Here is a 23,220-nt window from a genome sequence, read left to right on the forward strand (position 1 = left end):
TCTCTGGCTAACCGCGGACTTGCCCATGACCGACCAAAGCGCCCCGGCCCTGAAGGAAATCTTCAACGCCGAACGCCTGCAACACATCGCCAGCGAAATGACCGCAGTGTACCCGGCGTTCGACGCCAAGGGTTTTCTCAAACACGCCAAGGCCGGGTTGGCAGACCTGTCGGTGATGCAGCGCATGGCGCGGGTCAGCGAAAGCCTCAACGCTGTGATCCCGCTGGATTATCCGCAAACCCTGAAGTTGCTGTATGCCCTGGCCCCTCGGCTGAACAGCGCCTTTGTCAGCCTGTTCCTGCCCCACTACGTTGCCAGCTACGGCGGCGATGATTTCAAGCGCTCCATGGCTGCCCTCAAGTACTTCACCACCTTCGGCTCCGCCGAGTTTGCCGTGCGGCATTTCCTGCTGAGGGATTTCAAGCGCACCCTGGCCGTAATGCAGCAATGGTCGCTGGATGACAACGAACACGTACGACGCCTCGCCAGCGAAGGTTCACGGCCACGGCTGCCATGGTCGTTTCGCCTGGCCGAGGTGCAGGCCGATCCGAACCTGTGCGCTTCGATCCTCGACAATCTCAAGGCCGACAGCAGCCTCTACGTGCGCAAGTCGGTGGCCAACCACCTCAACGACATCACCAAGGACCATCCGGATTGGGTGCTGGGCCTGATCGAAGGCTGGTCCCTGGATAACCCCCACACCGCGTGGATCGCCCGCCACGCGCTGCGCAGCCTGATCAAGCAAGGCAACACCCGGGCGCTGACGATCATGGGCGCCGGGGCCAGGGCCGAAGTGAAGATCCATCAACTCAAGGTCGAGCCGGCGGCGATCAAGTTGGGGGAGCGGATCAACCTGTCCTTCAGCCTGGAGTCCACTGCCGATTCGTCGCAAAAGCTGGTGGTCGACTACGCCATCGACTATGTGAAAAGCGCCGGTCACAGCGCGTCCAAGGTGTTCAAGCTCAAGGCATTTACCCTGGGTGCCGGAGAACATCACGCCATCAGCCGTGGCCAACATATCCGTGAATTGACCACGCGCAAGCACTATCCCGGCAAGCATGCGGTTCACGTGCTGGTGAACGGTGAGCGGCTGGGAAGCGTCGAGTTTGAACTCGCAAAATAATCCTTAAAACATTAACGAAGGCTCTAGATCGGGCCTTACAGCGTAATTAATTGTCGGACAATGCTAGGCATTCGTGTTGCGATCCATTATCATCCGGCGCCTTCTCGGTACCCCTAGGGTACTTGTGTCAATGTTCCACCTGAGGCGCCCATGCTCCGTTTTTCGTTTTACCGTCCCCTGATCTGCATCAGCTGGGGGCTTGCCAGTCACAGCGCGCTTGCCGCCCTGCAACCAATGGCCGAAGCCCCACTGGCCAGCGACACCGAGCTGCATTGCCACTTCAACCGCGACGCCAGCGTCGACTGCACTACCCGCTTTCACTACACCATCCTCAAGCCAAGCGGCCGCGAAATGCTCTCGCGGATCGACTTCAGCTACCAGGAAGAAGACGGCTTCGAACTGATCAAGGCCGAGTCCACCCAGCCCGGCGGCAAACCTGTGCCCCTGGACCCGACGCAAATCGACACCCGCACCGCCCCCAACCCGGACCAGGGTTTCTCCCGGGAAAAACAGACCTCGCTGGCGTTTCCCAACCTGCGGGTCGGCACGCAAATCCGCTACACGGTGCGCGAACATCACCCGGCCAAACCGCTGATGACCGAGTTCTACTACGCCTTGCAGTTCGGCCCCAACGCCGCACGGCGCGACCACTTCAAGGCACGCTTCACCGCCGAGCGGCCGATCGAGTGGCGCAGCGAATTGATGGAGGGTTTCAGCATTACGCCATCGGCCAATCGCAAGACCCTGGACGTGGTGCAAAAGGCCCCGACCTACCTCAGCTACATCAACGAATCCGCCAACGCCTACATACGCCACGCCCCGCGTATCGAAGTCGGCAGCTCCCTGGATCGCCAGCAGTACTTCGGCGGCTTTGCCGAACGCTACAACCAGATCCTCGGCGCCAAGCTGCCGCCCCAGGGCGCCGCCGCCGTGGCCGCCGTTCGCGGCTTGCCACCGGCACAACAGGTGGCCGGCCTGATGCAGCACATCAACGACCACTACCGTTACCTGGGCGACTGGCGCGCCTCGGATCGCGGCTATGTACCCTTCAGCCTGGCGGAGATCGAACAGCACGGCTACGGCGACTGCAAAGACCTTTCGACGCTGCTGGCGGCCATGCTCAAGGCCAGCGGAATCAAGGCCGAGCCCGCCTGGGTCAGCCGTGGCGATGTGGTTAACCCGCTGCTGATTCCCGGCACCGGCGCACCGAACCACGCCATCGTCCGCGCCGAAGTCGATGGCCAGGTGTGGTGGCTGGACCCGACCAACCCGATCTTCGCCCCCGGCCAGACCCTGCCCGACATCCAGGACCGCTGGGTGCTGGTGACCAACGCCGAGGGCCAGGTACGTGAAGAGCACATCCCGCTGCAACCCGCCGCCCCCACGTTGATCCTCGACAAACAGGAGCGCTTCGACGCCCAGGGCACCGCCCGGGTCTCGGCCACCGTTGATTTTCGCGGCATGCCGCTGATGCAACTGAGCGTCGCCGACCGCCAGCAAGGCGCCACCGCCAGCGACCAGAACATCTGCGACAACTTCGGCAAACAGATCACCGACTGCCAGGTCGAGCGCCCCGCCACCGCCTTCCTGATCCCGGCCAGCTACAAGGTCAGCGCCACCCTGACGGACATGCGGCCCCTGGAACCGCTGGGCAACGACCACATCTACAACGATGCCTTGCTGCAAGAGAAATGGGACGGTCTGCTCAACTACCGCCGCAATGGGCAACTGGCCGACTTGTACATAGGCAACCCCGAGACGCTGGATTACACCATCACACTGTCGGGTGGGCAGATCGACAAGGACATCAAGGCTTGCCAGGTACGCTCGCCGTGGTACGACCTGGACCTGACGGGTGAGCGCGTCAAGGGCGACTGGCGTTATCACTACGTCCTGACGCAGAAAATACGCTGGCTGACCCACGATGAAATTGTCAGCGCGCCGTTTGAAAAGATGATCAAGGAGATCCGTGCCTGTGGTGAGCAGGTGCATCAGGTGGTGAAGCTCTAACCCTCCCCCAGCAAAACCCCTTGCTCCCGCGCGCAGAGTTCCACCAGGTAATCCCACAACACCCGCAACCTTACCGACTTGTGCAACTCGCGCCGGGAGCTGATCCAATAGCTGCGCTGGATGCTCTCCGCCGGTAGCAGCGGCACCAGGTCCGGGTCGCTCGCCGCCATGAAGCAGGGCAATACGGCAATTCCCAACCCCGAGCGCGCCGCCTGGTGCTGGGCGATCACGCTGGTGCTGTGGAACACCACTTTGGGGTTGCGGCAGAAACTGCTGAGGAATTTCAGTTCCTGGCTGAACAGTAAATCGTCGACGTAATCGATCCAGGCGTGCACCGCCAGGTCCTCGCGTTTTTCAATCGGCGGTGTGCGGTCCAGGTAGCTGCGGCTGGCGTAGAGCGCCAGGCGGTAGTCGGTGAGTTTGCGGGTCACCAGTTGGTCGACGCTGGGGCGTTCGAGGTGGATGCTGATTTCCGCTTCGCGGTTGAGGATGCTGACAAACCGTGGCACTGCCAGCAGTTCCACTTCCAGGCCCGGGTAGCGTTCGAACAGGCCGCCCATGCGACTGGCCAGGAACATCACGCCCAAACCCTCGGCCACCCCCAGGCGGATCTTGCCCAGGGGCGCGGCGGAATGAGTCAGTTCTTCTTCGGCCAGCAGCGCCACGTTTTCCATGGCTTCGGCATGTTTGAGCAGGGCTTCTCCGGAGGGCGTGAGTTCGTAACCCTGGGCGTGCTGCACGAACAGCGCAGTGCCCAGGCTTTTCTCGATGGCCTCGATGTGCCGGGCCACAGTGGCGTGGGTGGTTTTCAGGCGTTGCGCCGCCGTGAGCAAGCGTCCGCTACGCTGTAACTCAAGAAAGAACCGCAGATCATTCCAGTCGAACATGCCTTCCCCTTCTTCCCCTGAACAGCAGCGTTGTCTAAAAACGCACAGCAGCTGGGTAAAAACTAACATTTTTAAGACGAAAACTAACAACTAGGATGGGACCAATAAGAAAAACAAGCGAGGTCACAGATGCATTCTGCAGCTGCTGAATACGATTACGTGGTGGTAGGCGCCGGCCCGGCGGGCTGCCTGCTGGCCAATCGACTGTCTGCCAACCCTGCCCATCGCGTGTTGCTGCTTGAAGCAGGCGGTCGCGATAACTACCCCTGGATCCATATTCCCGTCGGCTACCTGTTCTGCATCGGCAACCCACGCACCGACTGGTGCTTCAAGACCGAAGCCCAGGAAGGCCTGCAAGGCCGAGCGCTGAGCTACCCGCGCGGCAAGGTGCTGGGCGGGTGCTCGTCCATCAACGGCATGATCTACATGCGCGGCCAGGCCCGGGATTACGACGGCTGGGCCGAGGACAATCCCGGCTGGGCCTGGAAGGATGTGCTGCCGCTGTTCAAGCAGAGCGAAAACCATTTTGCCGGTGCCTCGCAATTTCACAGTGACGGCGGTGAATGGCGGGTTGAGCAACAGCGCCTGCACTGGCCGATCCTCGATGCGTTTCGTGACGCGGCGCAGCAAAGCGGTATCGACAGCATCAGCGACTTCAACCAGGGCGACAACGAAGGCTGTGGCTATTTCCAGGTCAATCAGAAATCCGGCGTGCGCTGGAATGCGGCCAAGGCGTTTCTCAAACCGATCCGCCAGCGGCCCAACCTGACGGTGATGACCGAGGTTGAAGTCGACCGCGTACTCCTGGAGAACGGCCGTGCGGCGGCGGTGGTTGCTCGCCAGAATGGCCAGCCAGTCACGTGGCGGGCGCGCAAGGAAATCATCCTGTGCGCCGGCTCCGTCGGTTCGCCCGGCATCCTGCAACGCTCCGGTATCGGCCCCTCCAGCGTGCTCAAGCCTTTGGGCATCGATGTGCTGCACGAGTTACCCGGCGTGGGCGGCAACCTGCAGGATCACCTGCAACTGCGCCTGATCTACAAGCTGGAAAACGCCCGCACCCTGAACCAGATCGCCGGCACCGTGTGGGGCAAGATGGGCATGGGCCTGCGCTACCTGTACGACCGCAGCGGCCCGTTGTCCATGGCCCCCAGCCAGCTTGGCGCGTTTGCCCGCTCCGGGCCGGAGCAGACGTCGGCCAACCTCGAATACCACGTGCAACCGCTGTCCCTGGAGCGCTTTGGCGAACCACTGCACGGGTTCCCGGCCTTCACCGCTTCGGTGTGCGACTTGCGCCCGCAAAGCCGTGGCCGCATCGACATTCGCTCGGCCAACCCGGCAGACGCACCGCTGATCCGCCCCAACTACCTCAGCCATCCGGAAGACCTGCGGGTGGCCGCCGACGCCATTCGCCTGACCCGACGCATCGTCTCGGCGCCGGCCCTGAAGCAATTCAACCCGGTGGAGTACCTGCCCGGCGCAGAACTGCAGACGGACGAACAACTGCAGGAAGCCGCCGCCCGCATTGGCACCACGATTTTCCATCCAGTGGGCACCTGCCGCATGGGCAGCGACAAGGACGCGGTGGTCGACGCCCAACTGCGAGTGCACGGGGTTCCCGGCCTGCGCATTGCCGACGCGTCGGTCATGCCCCGCATCACTTCAGGCAACACCTGCTCACCGACGCTGATGATCGCGGAAAAAGCCGCGCAGCTTATCCTTTCGCCGAACACAAGGAGCCTCGCCCCGGAGAAAGAACTGACCTTACCGGCTTGACCTGCGGGAGCCCGGCTTGCCGGCGGTGGCGTTTTCAAGTGTTGTGCACAGCTTGAGAGCGCCATCGCCGGCAAGCCGGGCTCCTACAGGGGAATAGCGGCGCCGATGTGGCGCCGACAGTGGAACAACAATAAATAATCACTGTGAGGGCTACCCAAATGTCAGAACACGCTCAACCCCTGGGCTCCGCCACCAAGGCGCGAGACAGCAACGACACGCAGAAAGTCATCTTCGCCTCCTCCCTCGGGACGGTGTTCGAGTGGTATGACTTCTTCCTCTACGGCGCCCTCGCGGCGGTGATCAGCAAGCAGTTCTTTGCCGGGGTCAACGACACCACGGCGTTTATCTTTGCCCTGATGGCCTTCGCCGCCGGCTTTGTGGTGCGCCCGTTCGGCGCGCTGGTGTTCGGTCGGCTGGGTGACATGATCGGGCGCAAGTACACCTTCCTCGCCACCATCATCCTGATGGGCCTGGCGACTTTCTGCGTCGGCCTGCTGCCGACCTATTCGAGCATCGGCATTGCCGCACCGATCATCCTCGTCGCGCTGCGCATGCTCCAGGGCCTGGCGCTGGGCGGCGAGTACGGCGGCGCAGCCACCTATGTGGCCGAGCACGCCCCGGCGGGCAAACGCGGCTTCCACACCAGCTGGATTCAATCCACCGCGACCCTCGGCCTGCTGCTGTCGCTGCTGGTGGTGCTGGCGTGCCGTTACTTCACCGGTGACCAATTCGAAGTGTGGGGCTGGCGCCTGCCGTTCCTGCTGTCGATCGTGCTGTTGGGCATCTCCACCTGGATCCGCCTGAGCCTGCACGAGTCGCCGGCGTTCCTGAAAATGAAAGAGGAAGGCAAGGCCAGCAAGGCGCCGATCCGCGAGTCGTTCGGCAAATGGGAAAACCTCAAGATCGTGCTGATTGCGCTGTTCAGCATCAACGCCGGCCAGGCTGTGACGTTCTATGCCGCGCAGTTTTATGTGCTGTTCTTCCTCACACAGTTTTTGAAGATGGATCCGGCGCTGGCCAACATGCTGCTGATCATCAGCGTGGTGATTGGTGCGCCGTTCTTCATCTTCTTCGGCTGGCTTTCGGACAAGCTGGGACGCAAGCCGGTGTTGATGGTCGGCCTGCTGCTGGCCACCGCGCTGTACTTCCCGATCTTCAAGGGCCTGGCGCACTACACCAACCCGGCGATGGACCACGCCAGCCGCCAGTCGCCGATCACCGTATTGGCAGACCCGGCCACCTGCACCTTCCAGTTCGACCCGGTGGGCAAGGCGCGTTTTGACAGCCCGTGCGACAAGGTCAAGACCTTCCTGGTGAAACAGGGCCTGCCGTACGAAAGCGCGGCCGCCCCGGCGGGCAGCGCGGTGCAGGTGAGCGTGGGTGATGTGCGTATCGACGGTTACGACGAAGCCGCCCTGAAAGGCGCGGTGACCCTGGCGGGTTATCCGCAATCGGCTGATGTGGCCCAGGTCAACAAAACCATGGTGGTGGTGCTGATTGTCGCGCTGATCCTGATCGCCGCCATGTGCTACGGCCCGCTGGCAGCGCTGATGGTGGAGCTGTTCCCGACACGCATCCGCTACACCTCGCTGTCGCTGCCATACCACATCGGGAATGGCTGGTTTGGTGGCTTCCTGCCGACGGTGTCGTTTGCGCTGGTGGTGTACACCGGGGATATTTTCTATGGGCTGTGGTACCCGGTGGTCATTACCGGGGTGAGCCTGATCGTGGGGCTGATTTGCCTGAAAGAAACCAAGAACGTCGATATCGACAATAACTAAACGTCGATCCGGCCGACGCTGGAGTTTCAGTGTGGGAGCGGGCTTGCTCGCGAAAGCGGGGTGTCAGTCGCCGGATAGGTTGACTGATACCCCGCGTTCGCGAGCAAGCCCGCTCCCACATTGGGTTTAGCACCAGACACACAAATTGCTGTATATCCATCCAGATAAAAGTTGCCCAATTCTGATTTATTGCTCATCCTGCTCCCCATTCAATTGCGTAGCGAATGTGGTGACCATGCGGCTGTTCCTCTGTGAAAAACCGTCCCAGGCCAAGGATATCGCCGCCGTGCTCGGCGCGACCCGGCGTGGCGACGGTTGTTGGCTGGGTTCAGGCGTGACGGTGACCTGGTGCATCGGCCACCTGCTGGAAACCGCCCCGCCCGACAGCTACGACGCCAAGTACAAGCGCTGGGTGCTGGCCGACCTGCCGATCATCCCCGAAAAGTGGAAGATGCTGGTCAAGCCCAAGACTGCCAGCCAGTTCAAGGCGGTCAAGCGTCTGCTGGGGGAAGCCCAGGAACTGGTGATCGCCACCGATGCCGACCGTGAGGGCGAGATGATCGCCCGTGAGCTGGTGGAGCATTGCCGTTATCGCGGCCCCATCCAGCGGCTATGGCTCTCGGCGCTCGACGACGCGTCGATCCGCAAGGCCCTGGCCTCGTTGAAGCCCGGTGCTGAAACCTTCAGCCTCTACCATTCGGCCCTTGGCCGCTCCCGCGCCGACTGGCTGATCGGGATGAACATGAGCCGCCTGTTTACCCTGCTGGGCCAACAGTCCGGCTACCAGGGCGTGTTGCCGGTCGGCCGTGTGCAAACCCCGACCTTGCGCCTGGTAGTGGACCGGGACCGCAGCATTGCCGACTTTGTACCCGTCGCTTATTGGGCCATCGATGTGGATCTGCTCCACGACGACATCACCTTTACGGCGCAGTGGCGCGCAACAGAAGACGCCTGTGACGATCAGGGCCGCTGCCTCAATCCGCAGCTTGCCCGGGACGCCGCCAATGCCATGAGCAACGCCGCCAGCGCCCGGCTGGTCAAACTGCGTACCGAGCGGATGCGCGACGTCGCGCCCCTGCCCTTCGACCTCGGCACCCTGCAGGAAATCTGCTCGAAAAAGCTTGGCCTCGGCGCCCAGGAAACCCTGGATGTTGCCCAGTCGCTCTACGAAACCCACAAGGTCATCACTTACCCCCGCAGCGATTGCGGCTACCTGCCCCTGAGCCAGCACGGCGACGCGCCGAAAATCCTCGCGGCGCTGGGGCGGGCCGATCCGGCGGTGAATGAATTGATGCCACACATCGACCCGAAGCGGCGCTCCCGTGCCTGGAACGACGCCAAGGTCAGCGCTCACCACGGCATCATTCCCACCGGCGCCGGCAAGGATGTCGGGCAATTGACGGGCAAGCATCGCGCCGTCTACACCTTGATTCGCGCCCGCTATCTCGCGCAGTTCCTGCCCAATCACGAGTACGACCGTACCCAGGCAGATTTCGATTGTGCCGGTGAAGCCTTGCGGGCTGTCGGTAAAGTCATCGTCGAGCCGGGCTGGAAACGCGCATTGCCGGAAGCATTGGCGCCGGCCAAGGGCCGTGAAGCACCTGCGCCGCAGTCCTTGCCAACACTGGTTCAGGGGCAGGACTACGCCGTGGCCAAGGTCAACCTCAAGGACCTGTGGACCCAGCCACCCAAACCCTTCACCGAAGGCGACCTGATCAAGGCGATGAAAAACGTCGCCAAGCTGGTGGAAGACCCGCTGCTCAAGCAAAAGCTAAAGGACACCACCGGGATCGGCACCGAAGCCACCCGCGCCGGGATCATCCAGGGCCTGCTGGACCGCGGCTACCTGGTGAAAAACGGCAAGGCGCTGTCGGCAACACCCGCCGCTTTCAGCCTGATTGATGCAGTGCCACGGGCAATTGCCGACCCCGGTACCACCGCTATCTGGGAGCAGGCACTGGACATGGTACAAAGCGGCGAGATGAGCCTGGAAGAGTTCGTCGCCAAACAGGCCGCATGGATGAGCAAACAGGTGACCCGCTGCACTGGCATGCGCCTGACCATCAGCGGCCCGGCCAGCCCGGCCGGACGTGGCGCCACACCGTGGAAAAACAAACGCAAATCGGCCAAGCGCAAGACGGCCACCAGCCCGAAGCGTGCGGCAAAACCGGCAAACAAGGGCTGAGAAGCACTAAGAAATCGCGACAATGACGTTTTTCGACGGGATGTATGCCGCTTTGGACCTTGCCCTGCTGCAGGCCATCCAAGATGCTGTAGGGCCTGCTAACCTCCCAACAATAACAACACCGGAGTGGCCTCCATGAAAACCGTTGCCCAAGTGCTGAAGTCCAAAGACCAGCATAACCATCAAGTCCACACCATCCCCCACGACCATACGGTATTTGAGGCCTTGATCGTGATGGCTTCGAAAAACGTCGGGGCCTTGCCAGTGCTCCAGGACGGCAAGGTGGTGGGCATCATCAGTGAACGAGACTATGCCCGTAAGGTTATCCTCCATGGATTGTCTTCGGTGACGACCAAAGCCCACGAGATCATGAATTCACCGGTGATCACCGTCGACACTCACCAGACTGTCGAGACGTGCATGACGATCATGACCGACCGACATCTGCGGCACCTGCCTGTGGTGGAGAACGGCGAGTTGCTTGGCTTGCTGTCCATCGGCGACCTGGTCAAGGAAGCGATTGCCGAACAGGCCGACCTGATCAAACAGCTGGAGCAGTACATTCGCGGCGAATAATCATTGGGGAACCCATGCTCGATACCCTGCAACATCAAGTCGATAACCAGCTCGACAACCTGCACCGGGCCATGGCCGAACGGCGCTTCCTGGTGCTGACCGGTGCGGGTATCAGCACCTCTTCGGGGATTCCCGATTATCGCGACAGCGAAGGCGTGCGCCGGGGCAAGGCACCGATGATGTACCAGGAGTTCCTGGCAACCCCGCAGGCGCGCCGCCGCTACTGGGCGCGGGCGATGCTCGGCTGGCCGAGGGTGCGTGTCGCGCAGCCGAACGCGGCGCATATCGCGTTGGCCACCCTGCAGCAGCGCCAGCGCATTGCCGGGCTGATCACCCAGAACGTCGACACCCTGCACGACCAGGCTGGCAGCCATGATGTGATCGAACTCCACGGCAGCCTTCACCGGGTGCTATGTCTGGATTGCCAGCAGACCAGCGAACGGGACCTGATCCAGCGCCAAATGGAAGCGGAGAATCCGTACCTGGCGGGTGTGGATGCCGTTCAAGCCCCCGACGGTGACACCCTGCTGGACCCGGCCTTTGAAGGACGTTTTCAGGTGCCCCGCTGCCCCCATTGCGGTGGGCAACGGTTGAAGCCGGATGTGGTGTTTTTCGGTGAGAACGTCGCCCAGGGCACGGCAGCCAAGGCGATGGCGGCGGTGGATGACGCAGAAGGATTGCTGGTGGTGGGTTCGTCGCTGATGGCGTATTCAGCGTTTCGGTTGTGCAAGGCGATGGTCGAGCAAGGCAAGCCCGTGATTGCCATCAATCTGGGCAAGACACGGGGCGATGAGTTGCTGCAACTCAAGATCGAAGCCTCCTGCGAACGCTTGTTGCCGTTGCTGGCAGAACGCCTGGGATAGCCCAATCCTGCTTTTCTGTGGCGAGGGAGCTTGCTCCCGCTGGGCTGCGCAGCGGCCCCAAAACCGACAACCGAATGATTCCTGCAGAACCGCAGTCAGCCTGGTGGGGGCGCTTCGCACCCCAGCGGGAGCAAGCTCCCTCGCCACAAAAAGCCCCCGGATCCCGCGACCTGCCCGCACGAAAAGTGACGCCCAAGTCACGTTTTCCGCTCACACCCCCGCCCTGCACGGATTTATGTAGTGCTCAAAAATAATCACTACATAATCGTTGACGTAACCGTTTTGTAATTGCATGATTCAAGCGTCTCCCGGATCGGGAGCGTTGGTAACACGCGTTTTGAACAAGCTCGTCTGACCGCCGAGCTGTTTTTTCCGGATGTGCACTGCCCACAAGGCAGATTGATGAAGCTGACCGGCCCGAAAGGATCGGTACAAGTAGCTCAAACGCTGCTTGTCTTCGTTATGAAACCATTGCGTAGCAGGTCATCAGCAAGACTACATGCATCGGTTCAAGACCCTGCCCGTATTCGGCAGACAGTCGCTGACGCCCGGTTTTCTGAGCCGGAGACAACTTAGTAGTTTTAACGGATCAACTAGAGATCGCCAACTGGTCAAGGGGCTTACACATGAATCTGAACAACCAACCAACTATCGATGAATTGGCTGAGATGTTCGCAGCGCAGAAAGACACGCTCGACGACCATATCCTCTGGATTGGTAAATCGGGCCAGGTCCATATTGACTGCCTGGCGCCCCACACCGTGGAAGAAGAGTTCGACAGGAATAACCGTGAACTGGCAGCGCGCCTGAAGATGTACCGCCGCGGCCAGGGTTATGTCGGCAAGAAAGCCGCCGCCGATCGCAACTTTATCGAGCAGGTCTTCCATACACTTAATACCGAGTGGCAGAACCTTAAAGGCCATTCGCAAGTTAAGGTGATCGACAGATACTGCTGATAACTACGCACTTATCACTTAAGCCTGCTCGCTTAAAACGAGCAGGCTTTTTTATGGTCGACGGTTATCGCAACAACGCCGGAAAACGCCCCTTCCCCGCTTCATCGCAAAAAATATCAAACATGGCCTGGGCCGCCGCTGAAAGTTCGTGGCCGGGCTTGGTCAGTACACCAATCGGCCGTTCGATCACCGGATCGCTCAAGGTGATGCAATGGGCGCCTGCTTCCTGCATTTGGCGTGCACACAACGCCGGCACTGCACTCACGCCCAAGCCACTGGCAACCATCTTGCCCACCGTCGCCAGTTGATGGCTCTCCAGGGCTACGGGCAGCTTCAGGTCCAGCACCTTCAGGTGTTCTTCAAGCATCACTCGTACCGTGGACGGGCGCTGCAAGGTGATGAAGGGTTGTTCCAGCAGGGTGTGCCAGGCGATATCGGAGCGGCGTGCCAATGGCGAGTCACCGGGCACCACCGCCACAAAGCGGTCCACATACAGCGGGGTGAACACCAGCGATGAGCTTTCCGACGGTTCAAACGCCACGCCCAACTCCACTTGGCGATCGCGGACCATTTCCAGCACCTGCTCGTTGATCACGTCATTCACCGTTACGTTGACCTGGGGATAGCGCGCGCGAAAAATCTTCAGGATCGGTGGCAGCAGGTTTCCGGCAAACGACGGCATCGCCGCCACCGTTACCCGCCCGCGCTGCAGGGTGAAACGCTGGCGCAACTCATCCTCGGCGTTGTCCCAGTCGGCGATCAGGCGCCGGGCCAGGGGCAGCAGGGATTCGCCTTCAGGGGTCAGCGCGACATTGCGCGTATTGCGGCTGAACAGGCGCCCGCCCAGGCCTTCTTCCAGGCCTTTGATGGTCAGGCTCAAGGCCGACTGGGAAAGATGCAAACGCTCACAGGCAGCCGCAAAGCTCAAGGTCTGGGCTACGGCAAGAAAGGCGCGCATCTGTTTAACTGTCATGAAGCTTCTCTCGATGGCTGAGGACTATGCTGTTTTTTAAATCAATCAACCTTAAAAAACAACTTAACAAATCAATCCGTCGGCGCAACACTCGGTTCATATGGCTGGCCCACAAACAATAAAAGAGGTGCATATGGCAGGTTTTGATAAACGCGTAGCGTCCTATGAAGAGGCGCTGGCAGGCCTGGAAGATGGCATGACGGTTCTTGCCGGTGGTTTTGGCCTGTGCGGCATCCCGGAAAACCTCATTGCCGAAATCAAGCGCAAGGGCACCCGCAACCTGACCGTGGTCTCCAACAACTGCGGCGTCGACGGCTTCGGCCTGGGCCTGCTGCTGGAAGGCAAGCAGATCAGCAAGGTCTTCGCGTCCTACGTCGGTGAAAACGCGCTGTTCGAGAAGCAACTGCTCAGCGGCGAAATCGAAGTGGTCCTGACGCCCCAAGGCACCCTCGCCGAAAAACTGCGCGCAGGCGGTGCCGGCATCCCGGCCTTCTTCACCGCCACCGGCGTCGGCACGCCAGTCGCTGAAGGCAAGGAAACCCGCGAGTTCAACGGTCGCCCGTACCTGATGGAAGAATCCATCACCGGCGACTTCGCCATCGTCAAAGGCTGGAAAGCCGACCACTTCGGCAATGTGATCTATCGCCACACCGCCCAGAACTTCAACCCGCTGGCCGCCACCGCCGGCAGGATCACCGTGGTCGAAGTCGAAGAAATCGTCGAACCGGGCGAGCTGGACCCGGCGCATATCCATACCCCAGGGATCTACGTCGACCGGATCATTTGCGGCACCTTCGAGAAGCGCATCGAACAGCGCACCCTCCGCAAATAATCCACCAGCCCAGATAATAAGGAGACAAAAAATGGCTCTTACCCGCGAACAAATGGCTCAACGCGTCGCCCGCGAAATGCAGGACGGTTTCTACGTCAACCTCGGCATCGGCATTCCGACCCTGGTGGCCAACTACATCCCAGAAGGCATGGAGGTCATGCTGCAGTCGGAAAACGGCCTGCTGGGCATGGGTCCGTTTCCTACTGAAGAAACCATCGATGCCGACATGATCAACGCCGGCAAACAGACCGTCACCGCGCGCATTGGCGCGTCGATCTTCTCCTCGGCCGAATCCTTCGCGATGATTCGCGGCGGCCACGTCGACCTGACCGTGCTCGGCGCGTTTGAGGTCGATGTACAAGGCAACATCGCCTCGTGGATGATCCCCGGCAAGCTGGTCAAGGGCATGGGCGGCGCGATGGACCTGGTGGCCGGTGCCGAGAACATCATCGTGATCATGACCCACGCGTCCAAGGACGGTGAATCCAAGTTGCTCAGCCGCTGCAGCCTGCCGCTGACCGGCGCCAACTGCATCAAGCGCGTGCTGACGGACCTGGCCTACCTGGAAATCGAAAATGGCGCTTTTGTCCTCAAGGAACGCGCACCTGGCGTCAGTGTTGAAGAGATCGTCAGCAAGACAGCCGGTAAACTGATCGTCCCGGACCACGTTCCAGAAATGCACTTCCAGTGAGGACAGATTCCATGCAAGACGTCGTGATTGTTGCTGCCACCCGCACCGCCGTGGGCAGCTTCCAAGGTTCGCTGGCAAGCATCCCGGCCCCGGAGCTGGGGGCTGCGGTGATTCGTCGCCTGCTGGAGCAGACCGGCATCGACCCGGCACTCGTGGATGAAGTGATCCTTGGCCAGGTGCTCACCGCCGGCAGCGGCCAGAACCCGGCCCGCCAGGCCTCGATCCTCGCCGGCCTGCCCCACGCCGTGCCGGCGCTGACCCTGAACAAGGTCTGCGGCTCGGGGCTCAAGGCCCTGCACCTGGGCGCACAAGCGATCCGTTGCGGCGATGCCGAGGTAATCATCGCCGGCGGCATGGAGAACATGAGCCTGGCCCCGTACGTATTGCCGGCCGCCCGCACCGGCCTGCGCATGGGCCATGCGAAGATGATCGACAGCATGATCACAGACGGTCTGTGGGATGCGTTCAACGACTACCACATGGGCATCACCGCCGAGAACCTGGTGGACAAGTACGGCATCAGCCGTGAAGCCCAGGACGCCTTCGCCGCCGCCTCCCAGCAAAAAGCCACAGCGGCCATTGAAGCCGGGCGTTTCAGCGATGAGATCACGCCGATCCTGATTCCCCAGCGCAAGGGCGACCCGGTGGCCTTCGCCGTGGACGAACAGCCACGGGCGGGCACCACCGCCGAATCCCTGGCCAAGCTCAAGCCGGCCTTCAAGAAAGACGGCACCGTCACCGCCGGCAACGCATCCAGCCTCAACGACGGCGCGGCTGCCGTGCTGCTGATGAGCGCGGACAAAGCCAAGGCGCTCGGCTTGCCAGTGCTGGCCCGAATCGCCAGCTACGCCAACGCCGGCGTCGATCCCGCGATCATGGGCATTGGCCCGGTATCGGCCACCCGCCGCTGCCTGGACAAGGCCGGCTGGAGCCTGGGCGACCTGGACCTGATCGAAGCCAACGAAGCCTTTGCCGCGCAGTCACTGGCGGTGGGCAAAGAGCTGGAATGGGACGCGGCCAAGGTCAACGTCAACGGCGGCGCGATTGCCATCGGCCACCCGATTGGCGCGTCAGGCTGCCGTGTGCTGGTGACCCTGCTGCATGAAATGATCAAGCGTGACGCCAAGAAAGGCCTGGCCACCCTGTGCATCGGTGGCGGGCAAGGTGTAGCCCTGGCCCTTGAACGCAGCTGATTTCAAAGAGCAACATGGAAAAGGCCCGGTTCCACGAAAACCGGGCCTTTTCTTTATCGGTCAGTCCCGCGCCTGGGGCACCGCAAACACCGCATTTGCCCGCACCACCACCTTCTCCCCGACCTGCACGCTGACCGTGGCAAACGCCATCTGCCGCCCGCGCTTGTGATGCTCCAGACGCACCTCGACCCACTCCCCTACCTGCACCGCGCCGAGATAGTCCAGGGTCATGCTCGCCGTGATCAACGGCAGCGGCGGCTCGCTGGAAAACGCCATGGCGTAGCCCATGCCCACATCCGCCAGGGTGGCCAGCACGCCACCGTGCACGGTGCCGCGTCCGTTGGCGTGGCGGTTGTCGGCGCGCAGGCCGATTTCCAGCTGCAAGCCTTCACCTCGGCTATACACCGGGCCAAGCAGGTCCAGGAGTGGGCTGCTACGACGCAGTGGAGTAAAGCCTTCGGGGATGGCATGGGCAGTCATGTCAGGTTCTTCCTTGGGGACAAGGCTGGAGGTGTATCCCACCGCAGCCATCCGGACCATCAACATCAGCCCGGTAAATCCCCGGTGATAAGCCTAACGCTTCATGCAGCGCTGATAACGCTCATCCACGCGCTTGGCAAACCAGGCCGTGGTGAGGTTGCGGGTGATCTTCGGGCTTTTCAGCACGATGCCCGGCAGGATCGCCCGCGGCACCGGTTTGCCGGCGGCCTTGTCGGCCAGGGCGAACACCCGCTGGTACAGGGTAGTGTCTTCAAAATCCAGGCGCTCGCCCTGCTCCAGCTGGCTGCGGATGCTCGGGTTGCGCATGTCCAGCGCCTTGCCCAGTGAGCGCACTGCCAGCTCGGTGGTGCCCGGCAGGAACGAGCCGTAGTTGATCAGGTCGCCATCCAACGCCAGATTGGCGCCCGAGACTCGGCTGACCGCTGCCTGGAATGCGGCGTTGCGGCTGGCGTACCAACCGGCATTGAAATCGGCGAAGCGGTACAGCATCTGGTCGTAGTGCACCGGGTAACCCAGCAAATGGGTGATACCAAAGTACATGCCGCCTCGGCGAGTAAACACTTCCCGGCGGATGCTGCCATCCACGGTGTAGGGATAATCCCGGGCCTGCTTCTGTGCGAAGTCGATGCTGACCTGCATCGGGCCTGCGGTATGCACCGGGTTGAAGCCGCCAAACAGCGTATTGCCCAAGGGCACGACACTGATGAAGTCGTCAAAGATTCCACTCAAATCCCGCTCGGTGCGCGCAGCGTTCAAGCGCTCGGCGTAGGACTTGCCGGTGGGCGAGCGCAGTTGCAGTGCCGTGCGCACCAATACCGCCGGCACATGGACTTTAGCGGCGCGCCGCAGGATCTCGTCCTGGGCGATCTTGCCCATGTTCGGGACCGGCGGGTCGACCTGATAGGTGGACTCCTGCTCGGTCACGGCCAATACCGCGCAGATGTTCTCCGTACCGGGGTAGATTTTCTGCGTGTTGAAGGCGGTGTAGATGTCCTGGGCCCAGCCGCCACGATCCGGCACGCTGGCCGGCATCAGCCGCACGATCTGCGCTTTCACCTCGGCTTCGCTGCGCTCCGGCAGTTGCTGGGTGCGCTGGCTGGAGCAGCCGGCCAGTACCAATAAGGTGGTAAGGCACAGGATGAGGCGAGATGAACGCATGGGGCTTCCTTGGGCGACAATGGGCCAGTCTTGGCAGATATCGACCGGTAAGTCTAACCGGGGTTCGCCGACCTGCTGCTCTCGCCAAAAAAACCAGGACGTGAAAGGATCAGGCACCCGTCGTTCCTACAAGGAGTTTGAATGCCATGCTTAGCCTGAACTTCCTGATCACCTGCCTGATCGTCGTGCTCATTCCCGGCACCGGCGTGATCTTCACCGTGTCCACCGGACTGACCGCCGGCAAGCGCGCCAGTGTGTTCGCCGCGCTGGGCTGCACCGCCGGGATCGTTCCGCACTTGTTGGCCTCCGTGCTTGGGCTGTCCGCCCTGCTGCATACCAGCGCCCTGGCGTTCGAAGCCCTCAAGTATGCCGGGGCCGCCTACTTGCTGTACCTCGCCTATGCCACCTGGCGGGACCGCTCGGCCTTTGCCATGAACGACGCACCGACGATTTCCAGCGCCCACAGCCTGATGGTGCGAGGCCTGTTGCTGAATATTCTGAACCCCAAGCTGACGATTTTCTTCCTGGCGTTCCTGCCGCAATTCGTCACCCCGGGCGCGGGCGCACCGGCCCTGCAAATGCTGTTGCTGAGCAGTGTATTCATGGCGATGACGTTTGCGGTGTTTGTGATTTATGGCCTGCTGGCCAATGTGTTCCGCCGCGCGGTGATCGAATCGCCACGTGTACAGAACTGGCTGCGCCGCAGTTTTGCAGCGGCGTTTGCGGGGTTGGGGCTGAACCTGGCGTTTGCCCAGCGCTAAGTTGCAAGCAGCCGCGAACAGCCTTCTGTGGCGAGGGAGCTTGCTCCCGCTGGACTGCGCAGCAGGCCCATTTTCAGGGCCGCTGCGCGCCCCAGCGGGAGCAAGCTCCCTCGCCACAGGTTACTTAGATCCCGGCGAGTGCCAGGTCCATCGCGAAGTAGGTGAAGATCAAGTCCGCACCGGCGCGCTTGATCGAGCCCAGGGTTTCCCGCACTACGCGGGCTTCGTCGATCGCGCCCGCCTGGGCGCCGAACTTGATCATCGCGTACTCGCCGCTGACCTGATACGCCGCCACCGGCAAACGCGAGGCTTCGCGGATGTCGCGGATGATGTCCAGGTACGCGCCGGCCGGCTTGACCATCAGCGCGTCCGCACCTTCTTGCTCATCCAGCAACGATTCGCGCACCGCTTCGCGGCGGTTCATCGGATTCATCTGGTAGCTCTTGCGATCGCCCTTCAGCGCGCTGCCGCCGGCTTCGCGGAACGGGCCGTAGAGCGCCGAGGCGAACTTGGTGGAATAGGCCATGATCGGGATATGGCTGAAGCCTGCTTCATCCAGGGCCCGGCGAATGGCCTGGACCTGCCCGTCCATCGCGGCAGACGGCGCGATCACATCGGCACCGGCACGAGCGGCAGCCACAGCTTGCTTGCCAAGGTTGACCAGGGTGCGGTCGTTGTCGACTTCGGCGCCGTGCATCACGCCGCAATGGCCGTGGTCGGTGTACTCGCAGAAGCAGGTGTCGGACATCACGATCATTTCCGGCACCGCATCCTTGATGATCGAGGACATGCGCGACACCAGGCCACGCTCTTGCCAGGTGTCACTGCCTGAGGCGTCCAGGTGGTGGGATACGCCGAAGGTCATCACCGACTTGATCCCGGCTTTCGCATAGCGTTCGATCTCGCCGGCCAGCTTCGACTCGGGAATGCGCTGCACCCCGGGCATGCTGGTGATCGGCACGAAGTCGTCGATTTCTTCTTCAACGAAGATCGGCAGCACCAGGTCATTGAGGGTGAATTCGCTTTCCTGGAACAGGCCACGCAACTCCGGGGAGCGGCGCAGGCGGCGTGGACGGGCTTCGGGGAATTGGCTGGACATTGATGCTCCTGAAAAAAGGCAGGCCAAAAATCTTTGGGGCGAAAGCTTATGCCTCGTGCACCGCAGAGCACAAACGCCAAGTGCGGAACAGTTTATTGCAGGCTTGGTAACAATTGCATTGATCTACAGCTGTAGACGGCCTTCAATGCAAACGGCAACCGCGCCGCCGACCCAGATTTCCTCGCCGCTGTGTTCAACGCGGATTCGCCCGGCGCGGCCCATGGCGGTGCCCTGGCTGACCACATAGCAACTGGGCGCCAAACCCTCGCCCAGCAACCACTGGGCGACACCGGCGTTCAGGCTGCCGGTGGCCGGATCTTCCGGAGCGCCGTCGCCGGCAATAAAGGCCCGCACCTCAAACTGCGCCTCATCGCCATCCCGCTCGGGGTTCCACGGGGCGATCACGCCCAGGGCCAAGCCCTGCAACTGCGAATAGTCAGGCCGCAGTGCCAGTACCTGCTCGCGATCCGCCAGCATCACCGCCAGCCAGCCCGCGCCGTTATCCACCCACTGGCTGCGCAAAATCGCACCGGGCTCAAGGTCCAGGGCCCGACGCACGCGCTCGACCAATTCAGCTTCCAGCGGGCCGGAACGCAGCAACGGTGGCGCGATAAACGCCAGTTCATCGCCCTGGCGGCGGATGCGCACCAGGCCGATCTCACACTCCTGGATGATCTCCTCCCCAGCGGGTTGGCCACCGGCCAGCAACCAGGCATGGCAACTGCCCAGGGTCGGATGGCCGGCAAACGGCAATTCCTTGAGGGTCGTGAAGATCCTTACGCGGTAGTCCGCTCGTGGATCACGGGGCTTGAGCAGGAAGGTGGTTTCGCTGAGGTTGGTCCAGTTGGCGAAATCCGCCATCTGCTGGTCGCTCAGGCTGTCGGCGCCCAGCACCACGGCCAACGGGTTGCCCTTGACGGCCACGCTGCTGAAAACGTCCAGTTGTTTGAAGTCGAAAGAAGCCATGCCGGTCCTTATGCTGGGATGTTCAAGCCACGGATCACCGCCGGCCGGGCGACGAACCCGTCCAGGGCCCGCAGTACGTTCGGGAAGTCGGTAATACCCACCAGGTCGCCAGACTCATAGAAGCCGATCAGGTTGCGAACCCACGGGAAGGTGGCGATATCGGCGATGCTGTACTCGTCACCCATGATCCAGGTGCGGCCCAACAGGCGCTTTTCCAGCACCTCCAGCAAGCGGCGCGACTCGGCGACGTAGCGATCGCGCGGGCGCTTGTCTTCATAGGCCGCGCCGGCGAATTTGTTGAAGAACCCCACCTGGCCGAACATCGGTCCGATACCGGCCATCTGGAACATCAGCCACTGGATCGTCTCGTAACGCATCGCCGGGTCTTCGGGAAGCAATTCACCGCTCTTCTCGGCGAGGTAGATCAGGATCGCGCCCGACTCGAACAGCCCCAGCGCCTGGCCGCTCGGGCCATTGGGGTCGATGATCGCCGGAATCTTGTTGTTGGGGTTCAGCGACAGGAACTCGCTGGAAAGCTGGTCCTGGGTCTCGAAACTGACCTTGTGCGCCTCGTAGGGCAGGCCGATTTCCTCGAGCATGATCGACACCTTGACCCCGTTGGGCGTGGGCAACGAATACAGCTGCAGACGCTCGGGATGCCGGGCAGGCCATTTGGCGGTGATGGGGAAGTCTGAAAGTGAGTTCATCATGGGACTCCTGATAAAAGTAGGAGAGTAGTGGTTCAGTGCCTATCGTGCATCCGTCTTAATTCAGCAACATCGGCGGGTTAATCTCCTGCACACGGCAAGGATGCCGCCCCATCTCCCCCGCGAAACGAACCAAACTGCCTTGGGGAACTCTTAAAGAGCGCCCGATGGCTGGGCTTGCTTGCCCTGAATCCCTGCACCGAGACTTAGAACCATCATGACCATCAAGCCTCTGTGCCTTGCGAAACGCTTCAAACGCTACTCTTACATCCTGCTGCCGGTATTGCTGGTGAGCGCCGCGGTCGGCCTTAGCCTGGAATCGCGGATCAGCCGCGCCCAGCCGGTCGACGGCGTGCAAACCCTGGTGTTCCTGCGCCATGGGGAGAAACCTGCCGGGGGCCTCGGCCAACTCAACTGCCAGGGGCTTAACCGTGCGATGAACCTGGCCACCGTGCTGCCGGAAAAATTCGGCAACGCCAACTACGTGTTCGCACCCAACCCGACCCGCAATGTCGAGGAAGGCGAGAAAGACAACTCCTACAGCTACATCCGCCCGTTGATGACCATCAGCCCCAGCGCGATCAAGCTCGGGTTGCCGGTCAACATCAAGTTCTCGGCCAATGACACCAGCGCCCTCGCTGACGAACTGGTGGAAGACAAATACCACAACGCCGTCATCTACACTGCCTGGTCCCATGGGTATCTGCCGGACTTGATCAACAAGGTGGCAAGCGAGGCCGTCGGTGAAAAACATGTGATTACCGACGATTGGTCCGGCAGCGATTTCGATAGCTTGTATGTGTTGACCCTGACCTGGCACAACGGCAAGGCCTCGCTGCTCAGCCGCAACTACAAGCAAGGCCTGGACAATGGCCAGCAGACTTGCCCGGACGCAACGCAAGTCAGCGCCGATATCTGACCGCTCCCTCGCCACAGTGCTTCGGAGGCGGCCTTGTACAGCGTATGATGTTGCGCTATTGACTCACCTGCGGATCATCTACATGTCCAACCTCTCCTCCACCCAGCCTGCCCGGGGCTGGTCCTTCTGGTGGAAACCAGCGCTGTTCCTGCTGGTGGCCTGCGTCGGCCTCTACTACGTGAAATGGTCGCCCTACTACGCCAAGGCGTTTATCGCGGCAGACAACCACAGCATCGGCGCCTCGATTCTCAACGACCAGCAAAGCGCGCCACTGGCCGCCGCGCTGGCCTATGCCCAGGTGTATTTCCTGGCGATCTGGAAGGCTGCGGTGCTGGCGGTCATTCTCGGCTCATTGCTGCAAGTGCTGATCCCACGGGACTGGCTGCTGCGCCTGTTTGGCCGTGCCGGGCTGGGATCTACCCTGCGTGGCGGGCTGTTCGCCCTGCCGGGGATGATGTGCAGTTGCTGCGCCGCTCCGGTGGCGGCCGGTATGCGTCGGCAGAAAGTCTCGGTCGGCGCGGCGCTGGCGTTCTGGATTGCCAACCCGGTGCTGAACCCGGCGACACTGGTGTTCATGGGCTTTGTGCTGGGCTGGGGCTTTACCGCGCTGCGGTTGGTGGCCGGGATCGTGCTGGTGGTGGGTGTTTCGCTGGTGGCGCAACGCATCGCGCGGCCGGAGCAGGTACCGGAAGCCGCGCTCGACGCCGTGGCCCAGGCCAGCCATGCCGAAACCGAACCTTTCCTGACCCGCTGGCTGCGCACCCTGTGGCAGCTGTTCTGGAGCACGATTCCGGTGTACATCCTGGCGGTGCTGATCCTTGGCGCGGCGCGGGTCTGGCTGTTTCCCCACGTTGACGGCGCCATGGCCAACAGCCTGGTGTGGCTGGTGCCTCTGGCGATTGTCGGCACGTTGTTCGTGATCCCGACCGCCGCCGAAATCCCCATCGTGCAGACCATGATGACCCTCGGCATGGGCACCGGCCCGGCCGTGGCCTTGCTGATGACCCTGCCGAGCGTGAGCCTGCCGTCGCTGCTGATGCTGCGCAAGGATTTCGATGCGCGGGTACTGGTGACCGTGGCCGGGCTGACGATGCTGATGGGGGTGGTGTGTGGGCTGATCGGGGCGTTTATCCTGTAGTGATCGAGTGAACTCGAGGGCCTCTTTCGCGAGCAAGCCCGCTCCCACATTCGACCGCATTCCTACAGGATAAACGCGGTCGAATGTGGGAGCGGGCTTGCTCGCGAAAGGGCCGGCCAACTCAATCA

Annotated in this window: 21 protein-coding genes; 14 read left to right on the top strand and 7 right to left on the bottom strand. The window is 61.8% G+C overall.

Annotation, left to right across the window (positions count from 1 at the left end; translation table 11 throughout):
* The first annotated feature begins 25 nt into the window (after positions 1 to 25).
* Entirely contained in the window at positions 26 to 1,123 is a 1,098-nt protein-coding gene (locus HX805_RS14365) for a DNA alkylation repair protein (RefSeq protein WP_177116975.1), read from the top strand.
* A 150-nt stretch (positions 1,124 to 1,273) separates the two neighbouring features.
* Positions 1,274 to 3,133: a DUF3857 domain-containing transglutaminase family protein gene (locus HX805_RS14370; RefSeq protein WP_134326886.1), complete on the top strand. Its 1,860-nt coding sequence runs from the start codon at positions 1,274 to 1,276 to the stop codon at positions 3,131 to 3,133.
* On the opposite strand, the gene HX805_RS14375 is transcribed toward HX805_RS14370, so the two are convergent.
* Positions 3,130 to 4,020: a LysR family transcriptional regulator gene (locus HX805_RS14375; RefSeq protein WP_003211603.1), complete on the bottom strand. Its 891-nt coding sequence runs from the start codon at positions 4,018 to 4,020 to the stop codon at positions 3,130 to 3,132. The two genes, HX805_RS14370 and HX805_RS14375, sit on opposite strands and share 4 nt — an antisense overlap.
* Positions 4,021 to 4,149: 129 nt before the next feature.
* Here HX805_RS14375 and HX805_RS14380 point away from each other — a divergent pair, with 129 nt between their 5' ends.
* The 6 genes from HX805_RS14380 to HX805_RS14405 all read left to right on the top strand — a co-directional run bounded on the left by HX805_RS14380 (position 4,150) and on the right by HX805_RS14405 (position 12,154).
* The gene (locus HX805_RS14380; RefSeq protein WP_087694091.1) at positions 4,150 to 5,793 is read left to right on the top strand and encodes a GMC family oxidoreductase; all 1,644 of its coding nucleotides are present in this window, start codon (positions 4,150 to 4,152) and stop codon (positions 5,791 to 5,793) included.
* Positions 5,794 to 5,951: 158 nt separating this feature from the next.
* Positions 5,952 to 7,574 carry an MFS transporter gene (locus HX805_RS14385; RefSeq protein WP_003211608.1) on the top strand — a complete coding sequence of 541 codons (1,623 nt, stop codon included), beginning with the start codon at positions 5,952 to 5,954 and terminating at the stop codon, positions 7,572 to 7,574.
* A 235-nt stretch (positions 7,575 to 7,809) separates the two neighbouring features.
* Positions 7,810 to 9,759 carry a DNA topoisomerase III gene (locus HX805_RS14390; protein WP_177116976.1) on the top strand — a complete coding sequence of 650 codons (1,950 nt, stop codon included), beginning with the start codon at positions 7,810 to 7,812 and terminating at the stop codon, positions 9,757 to 9,759.
* A gap of 135 nt (positions 9,760 to 9,894) precedes the next feature.
* Positions 9,895 to 10,335 (top strand): CBS domain-containing protein, encoded by a 441-nt coding sequence (locus HX805_RS14395; protein ID WP_003211614.1) that lies wholly within the window; start codon positions 9,895 to 9,897, stop codon positions 10,333 to 10,335.
* Positions 10,336 to 10,349: 14 nt separating this feature from the next.
* The gene (locus HX805_RS14400) at positions 10,350 to 11,198 is read left to right on the top strand and encodes an NAD-dependent protein deacetylase (protein ID WP_102369379.1); all 849 of its coding nucleotides are present in this window, start codon (positions 10,350 to 10,352) and stop codon (positions 11,196 to 11,198) included.
* 626 nt (positions 11,199 to 11,824) lie between these two features.
* Entirely contained in the window at positions 11,825 to 12,154 is a 330-nt protein-coding gene (locus HX805_RS14405) for a hypothetical protein (protein WP_003211618.1), read from the top strand.
* A gap of 64 nt (positions 12,155 to 12,218) precedes the next feature.
* Here the strand turns inward: HX805_RS14405 and HX805_RS14410 are convergent, their stop codons facing one another.
* Entirely contained in the window at positions 12,219 to 13,127 is a 909-nt protein-coding gene (locus HX805_RS14410; protein WP_032899462.1) for a LysR family transcriptional regulator, read from the bottom strand.
* 133 nt (positions 13,128 to 13,260) lie between these two features.
* Here HX805_RS14410 and HX805_RS14415 point away from each other — a divergent pair, with 133 nt between their 5' ends.
* Genes HX805_RS14415 through HX805_RS14425 form a run of 3 tightly spaced genes read left to right on the top strand, consistent with a single transcriptional unit; the run spans position 13,261 to position 15,843 of the window.
* Positions 13,261 to 13,959 (top strand): CoA transferase subunit A, encoded by a 699-nt coding sequence (locus HX805_RS14415; protein WP_008435892.1) that lies wholly within the window; start codon positions 13,261 to 13,263, stop codon positions 13,957 to 13,959.
* 31 nt (positions 13,960 to 13,990) lie between these two features.
* The gene (locus tag HX805_RS14420; protein ID WP_017475483.1) at positions 13,991 to 14,650 is read left to right on the top strand and encodes a CoA transferase subunit B; all 660 of its coding nucleotides are present in this window, start codon (positions 13,991 to 13,993) and stop codon (positions 14,648 to 14,650) included.
* 11 nt (positions 14,651 to 14,661) lie between these two features.
* Complete coding sequence (locus tag HX805_RS14425) at positions 14,662 to 15,843, top strand: acetyl-CoA C-acetyltransferase (RefSeq protein ID WP_003211627.1); 1,182 nt, start codon at positions 14,662 to 14,664, stop codon at positions 15,841 to 15,843.
* 60 nt (positions 15,844 to 15,903) lie between these two features.
* Here the strand turns inward: HX805_RS14425 and HX805_RS14430 are convergent, their stop codons facing one another.
* On the bottom strand, positions 15,904 to 16,323 hold the full coding sequence (locus tag HX805_RS14430; protein ID WP_003211628.1) for a PaaI family thioesterase: 420 nt from the start codon (positions 16,321 to 16,323) through the stop codon (positions 15,904 to 15,906).
* Positions 16,324 to 16,416: 93 nt separating this feature from the next.
* Positions 16,417 to 17,502 carry a DUF1615 domain-containing protein gene (locus tag HX805_RS14435; protein ID WP_177009756.1) on the bottom strand — a complete coding sequence of 362 codons (1,086 nt, stop codon included), beginning with the start codon at positions 17,500 to 17,502 and terminating at the stop codon, positions 16,417 to 16,419.
* A 146-nt stretch (positions 17,503 to 17,648) separates the two neighbouring features.
* Between HX805_RS14435 and HX805_RS14440 the strand changes: the two genes are divergently transcribed.
* Positions 17,649 to 18,263: a LysE family translocator gene (locus tag HX805_RS14440; RefSeq protein WP_102369383.1), complete on the top strand. Its 615-nt coding sequence runs from the start codon at positions 17,649 to 17,651 to the stop codon at positions 18,261 to 18,263.
* A gap of 124 nt (positions 18,264 to 18,387) precedes the next feature.
* Here the strand turns inward: HX805_RS14440 and hemB are convergent, their stop codons facing one another.
* The 3 genes from hemB to HX805_RS14455 form a co-directional block, all read right to left on the bottom strand.
* Positions 18,388 to 19,362: a porphobilinogen synthase gene (gene hemB / locus HX805_RS14445; RefSeq protein ID WP_003211635.1), complete on the bottom strand. Its 975-nt coding sequence runs from the start codon at positions 19,360 to 19,362 to the stop codon at positions 18,388 to 18,390.
* 123 nt (positions 19,363 to 19,485) lie between these two features.
* Positions 19,486 to 20,328, bottom strand: coding sequence for a PhzF family phenazine biosynthesis protein (locus HX805_RS14450; protein WP_087694097.1), 843 nt, complete (start codon positions 20,326 to 20,328; stop codon positions 19,486 to 19,488).
* A gap of 8 nt (positions 20,329 to 20,336) precedes the next feature.
* On the bottom strand, positions 20,337 to 21,035 hold the full coding sequence (locus tag HX805_RS14455) for a glutathione S-transferase N-terminal domain-containing protein (RefSeq protein ID WP_008435902.1): 699 nt from the start codon (positions 21,033 to 21,035) through the stop codon (positions 20,337 to 20,339).
* Positions 21,036 to 21,252: 217 nt separating this feature from the next.
* Here HX805_RS14455 and HX805_RS14460 point away from each other — a divergent pair, with 217 nt between their 5' ends.
* A complete protein-coding gene (locus tag HX805_RS14460) occupies positions 21,253 to 21,954 on the top strand; it encodes a histidine phosphatase family protein (protein ID WP_177116977.1) in 702 nt (233 codons plus the stop codon).
* Positions 21,955 to 22,036: 82 nt separating this feature from the next.
* On the top strand, positions 22,037 to 23,092 hold the full coding sequence (locus HX805_RS14465; RefSeq protein ID WP_003211251.1) for a permease: 1,056 nt from the start codon (positions 22,037 to 22,039) through the stop codon (positions 23,090 to 23,092).
* Positions 23,093 to 23,220 lie beyond the last annotated feature (128 nt).

The sequence above is a fragment of the Pseudomonas sp. G5001 genome (assembly GCF_013385475.1).
In the GTDB taxonomy this organism is placed as follows: domain Bacteria; phylum Pseudomonadota; class Gammaproteobacteria; order Pseudomonadales; family Pseudomonadaceae; genus Aquipseudomonas.

Bases quoted from the DNA above. Each gene is read 5' to 3' on its own strand.
- HX805_RS14365 (WP_177116975.1), top strand. From the start codon at position 26: ATGACCGACCAAAGCGCCCCGGCCCTGAAGGAAATCTTCAACGCCGAA.
- HX805_RS14370 (WP_134326886.1), top strand. From the start codon at position 1,274: ATGCTCCGTTTTTCGTTTTACCGTCCCCTGATCTGCATCAGCTGGGGG.
- HX805_RS14375 (WP_003211603.1), bottom strand. From the start codon at position 4,020: ATGTTCGACTGGAATGATCTGCGGTTCTTTCTTGAGTTACAGCGTAGC.
- HX805_RS14380 (WP_087694091.1), top strand. From the start codon at position 4,150: ATGCATTCTGCAGCTGCTGAATACGATTACGTGGTGGTAGGCGCCGGC.
- HX805_RS14385 (WP_003211608.1), top strand. From the start codon at position 5,952: ATGTCAGAACACGCTCAACCCCTGGGCTCCGCCACCAAGGCGCGAGAC.
- HX805_RS14390 (WP_177116976.1), top strand. From the start codon at position 7,810: ATGCGGCTGTTCCTCTGTGAAAAACCGTCCCAGGCCAAGGATATCGCC.
- HX805_RS14395 (WP_003211614.1), top strand. From the start codon at position 9,895: ATGAAAACCGTTGCCCAAGTGCTGAAGTCCAAAGACCAGCATAACCAT.
- HX805_RS14400 (WP_102369379.1), top strand. From the start codon at position 10,350: ATGCTCGATACCCTGCAACATCAAGTCGATAACCAGCTCGACAACCTG.
- HX805_RS14405 (WP_003211618.1), top strand. From the start codon at position 11,825: ATGAATCTGAACAACCAACCAACTATCGATGAATTGGCTGAGATGTTC.
- HX805_RS14410 (WP_032899462.1), bottom strand. From the start codon at position 13,127: ATGACAGTTAAACAGATGCGCGCCTTTCTTGCCGTAGCCCAGACCTTG.
- HX805_RS14415 (WP_008435892.1), top strand. From the start codon at position 13,261: ATGGCAGGTTTTGATAAACGCGTAGCGTCCTATGAAGAGGCGCTGGCA.
- HX805_RS14420 (WP_017475483.1), top strand. From the start codon at position 13,991: ATGGCTCTTACCCGCGAACAAATGGCTCAACGCGTCGCCCGCGAAATG.
- HX805_RS14425 (WP_003211627.1), top strand. From the start codon at position 14,662: ATGCAAGACGTCGTGATTGTTGCTGCCACCCGCACCGCCGTGGGCAGC.
- HX805_RS14430 (WP_003211628.1), bottom strand. From the start codon at position 16,323: ATGACTGCCCATGCCATCCCCGAAGGCTTTACTCCACTGCGTCGTAGC.
- HX805_RS14435 (WP_177009756.1), bottom strand. From the start codon at position 17,502: ATGCGTTCATCTCGCCTCATCCTGTGCCTTACCACCTTATTGGTACTG.
- HX805_RS14440 (WP_102369383.1), top strand. From the start codon at position 17,649: ATGCTTAGCCTGAACTTCCTGATCACCTGCCTGATCGTCGTGCTCATT.
- hemB (WP_003211635.1), bottom strand. From the start codon at position 19,362: ATGTCCAGCCAATTCCCCGAAGCCCGTCCACGCCGCCTGCGCCGCTCC.
- HX805_RS14450 (WP_087694097.1), bottom strand. From the start codon at position 20,328: ATGGCTTCTTTCGACTTCAAACAACTGGACGTTTTCAGCAGCGTGGCC.
- HX805_RS14455 (WP_008435902.1), bottom strand. From the start codon at position 21,035: ATGAACTCACTTTCAGACTTCCCCATCACCGCCAAATGGCCTGCCCGG.
- HX805_RS14460 (WP_177116977.1), top strand. From the start codon at position 21,253: ATGACCATCAAGCCTCTGTGCCTTGCGAAACGCTTCAAACGCTACTCT.
- HX805_RS14465 (WP_003211251.1), top strand. From the start codon at position 22,037: ATGTCCAACCTCTCCTCCACCCAGCCTGCCCGGGGCTGGTCCTTCTGG.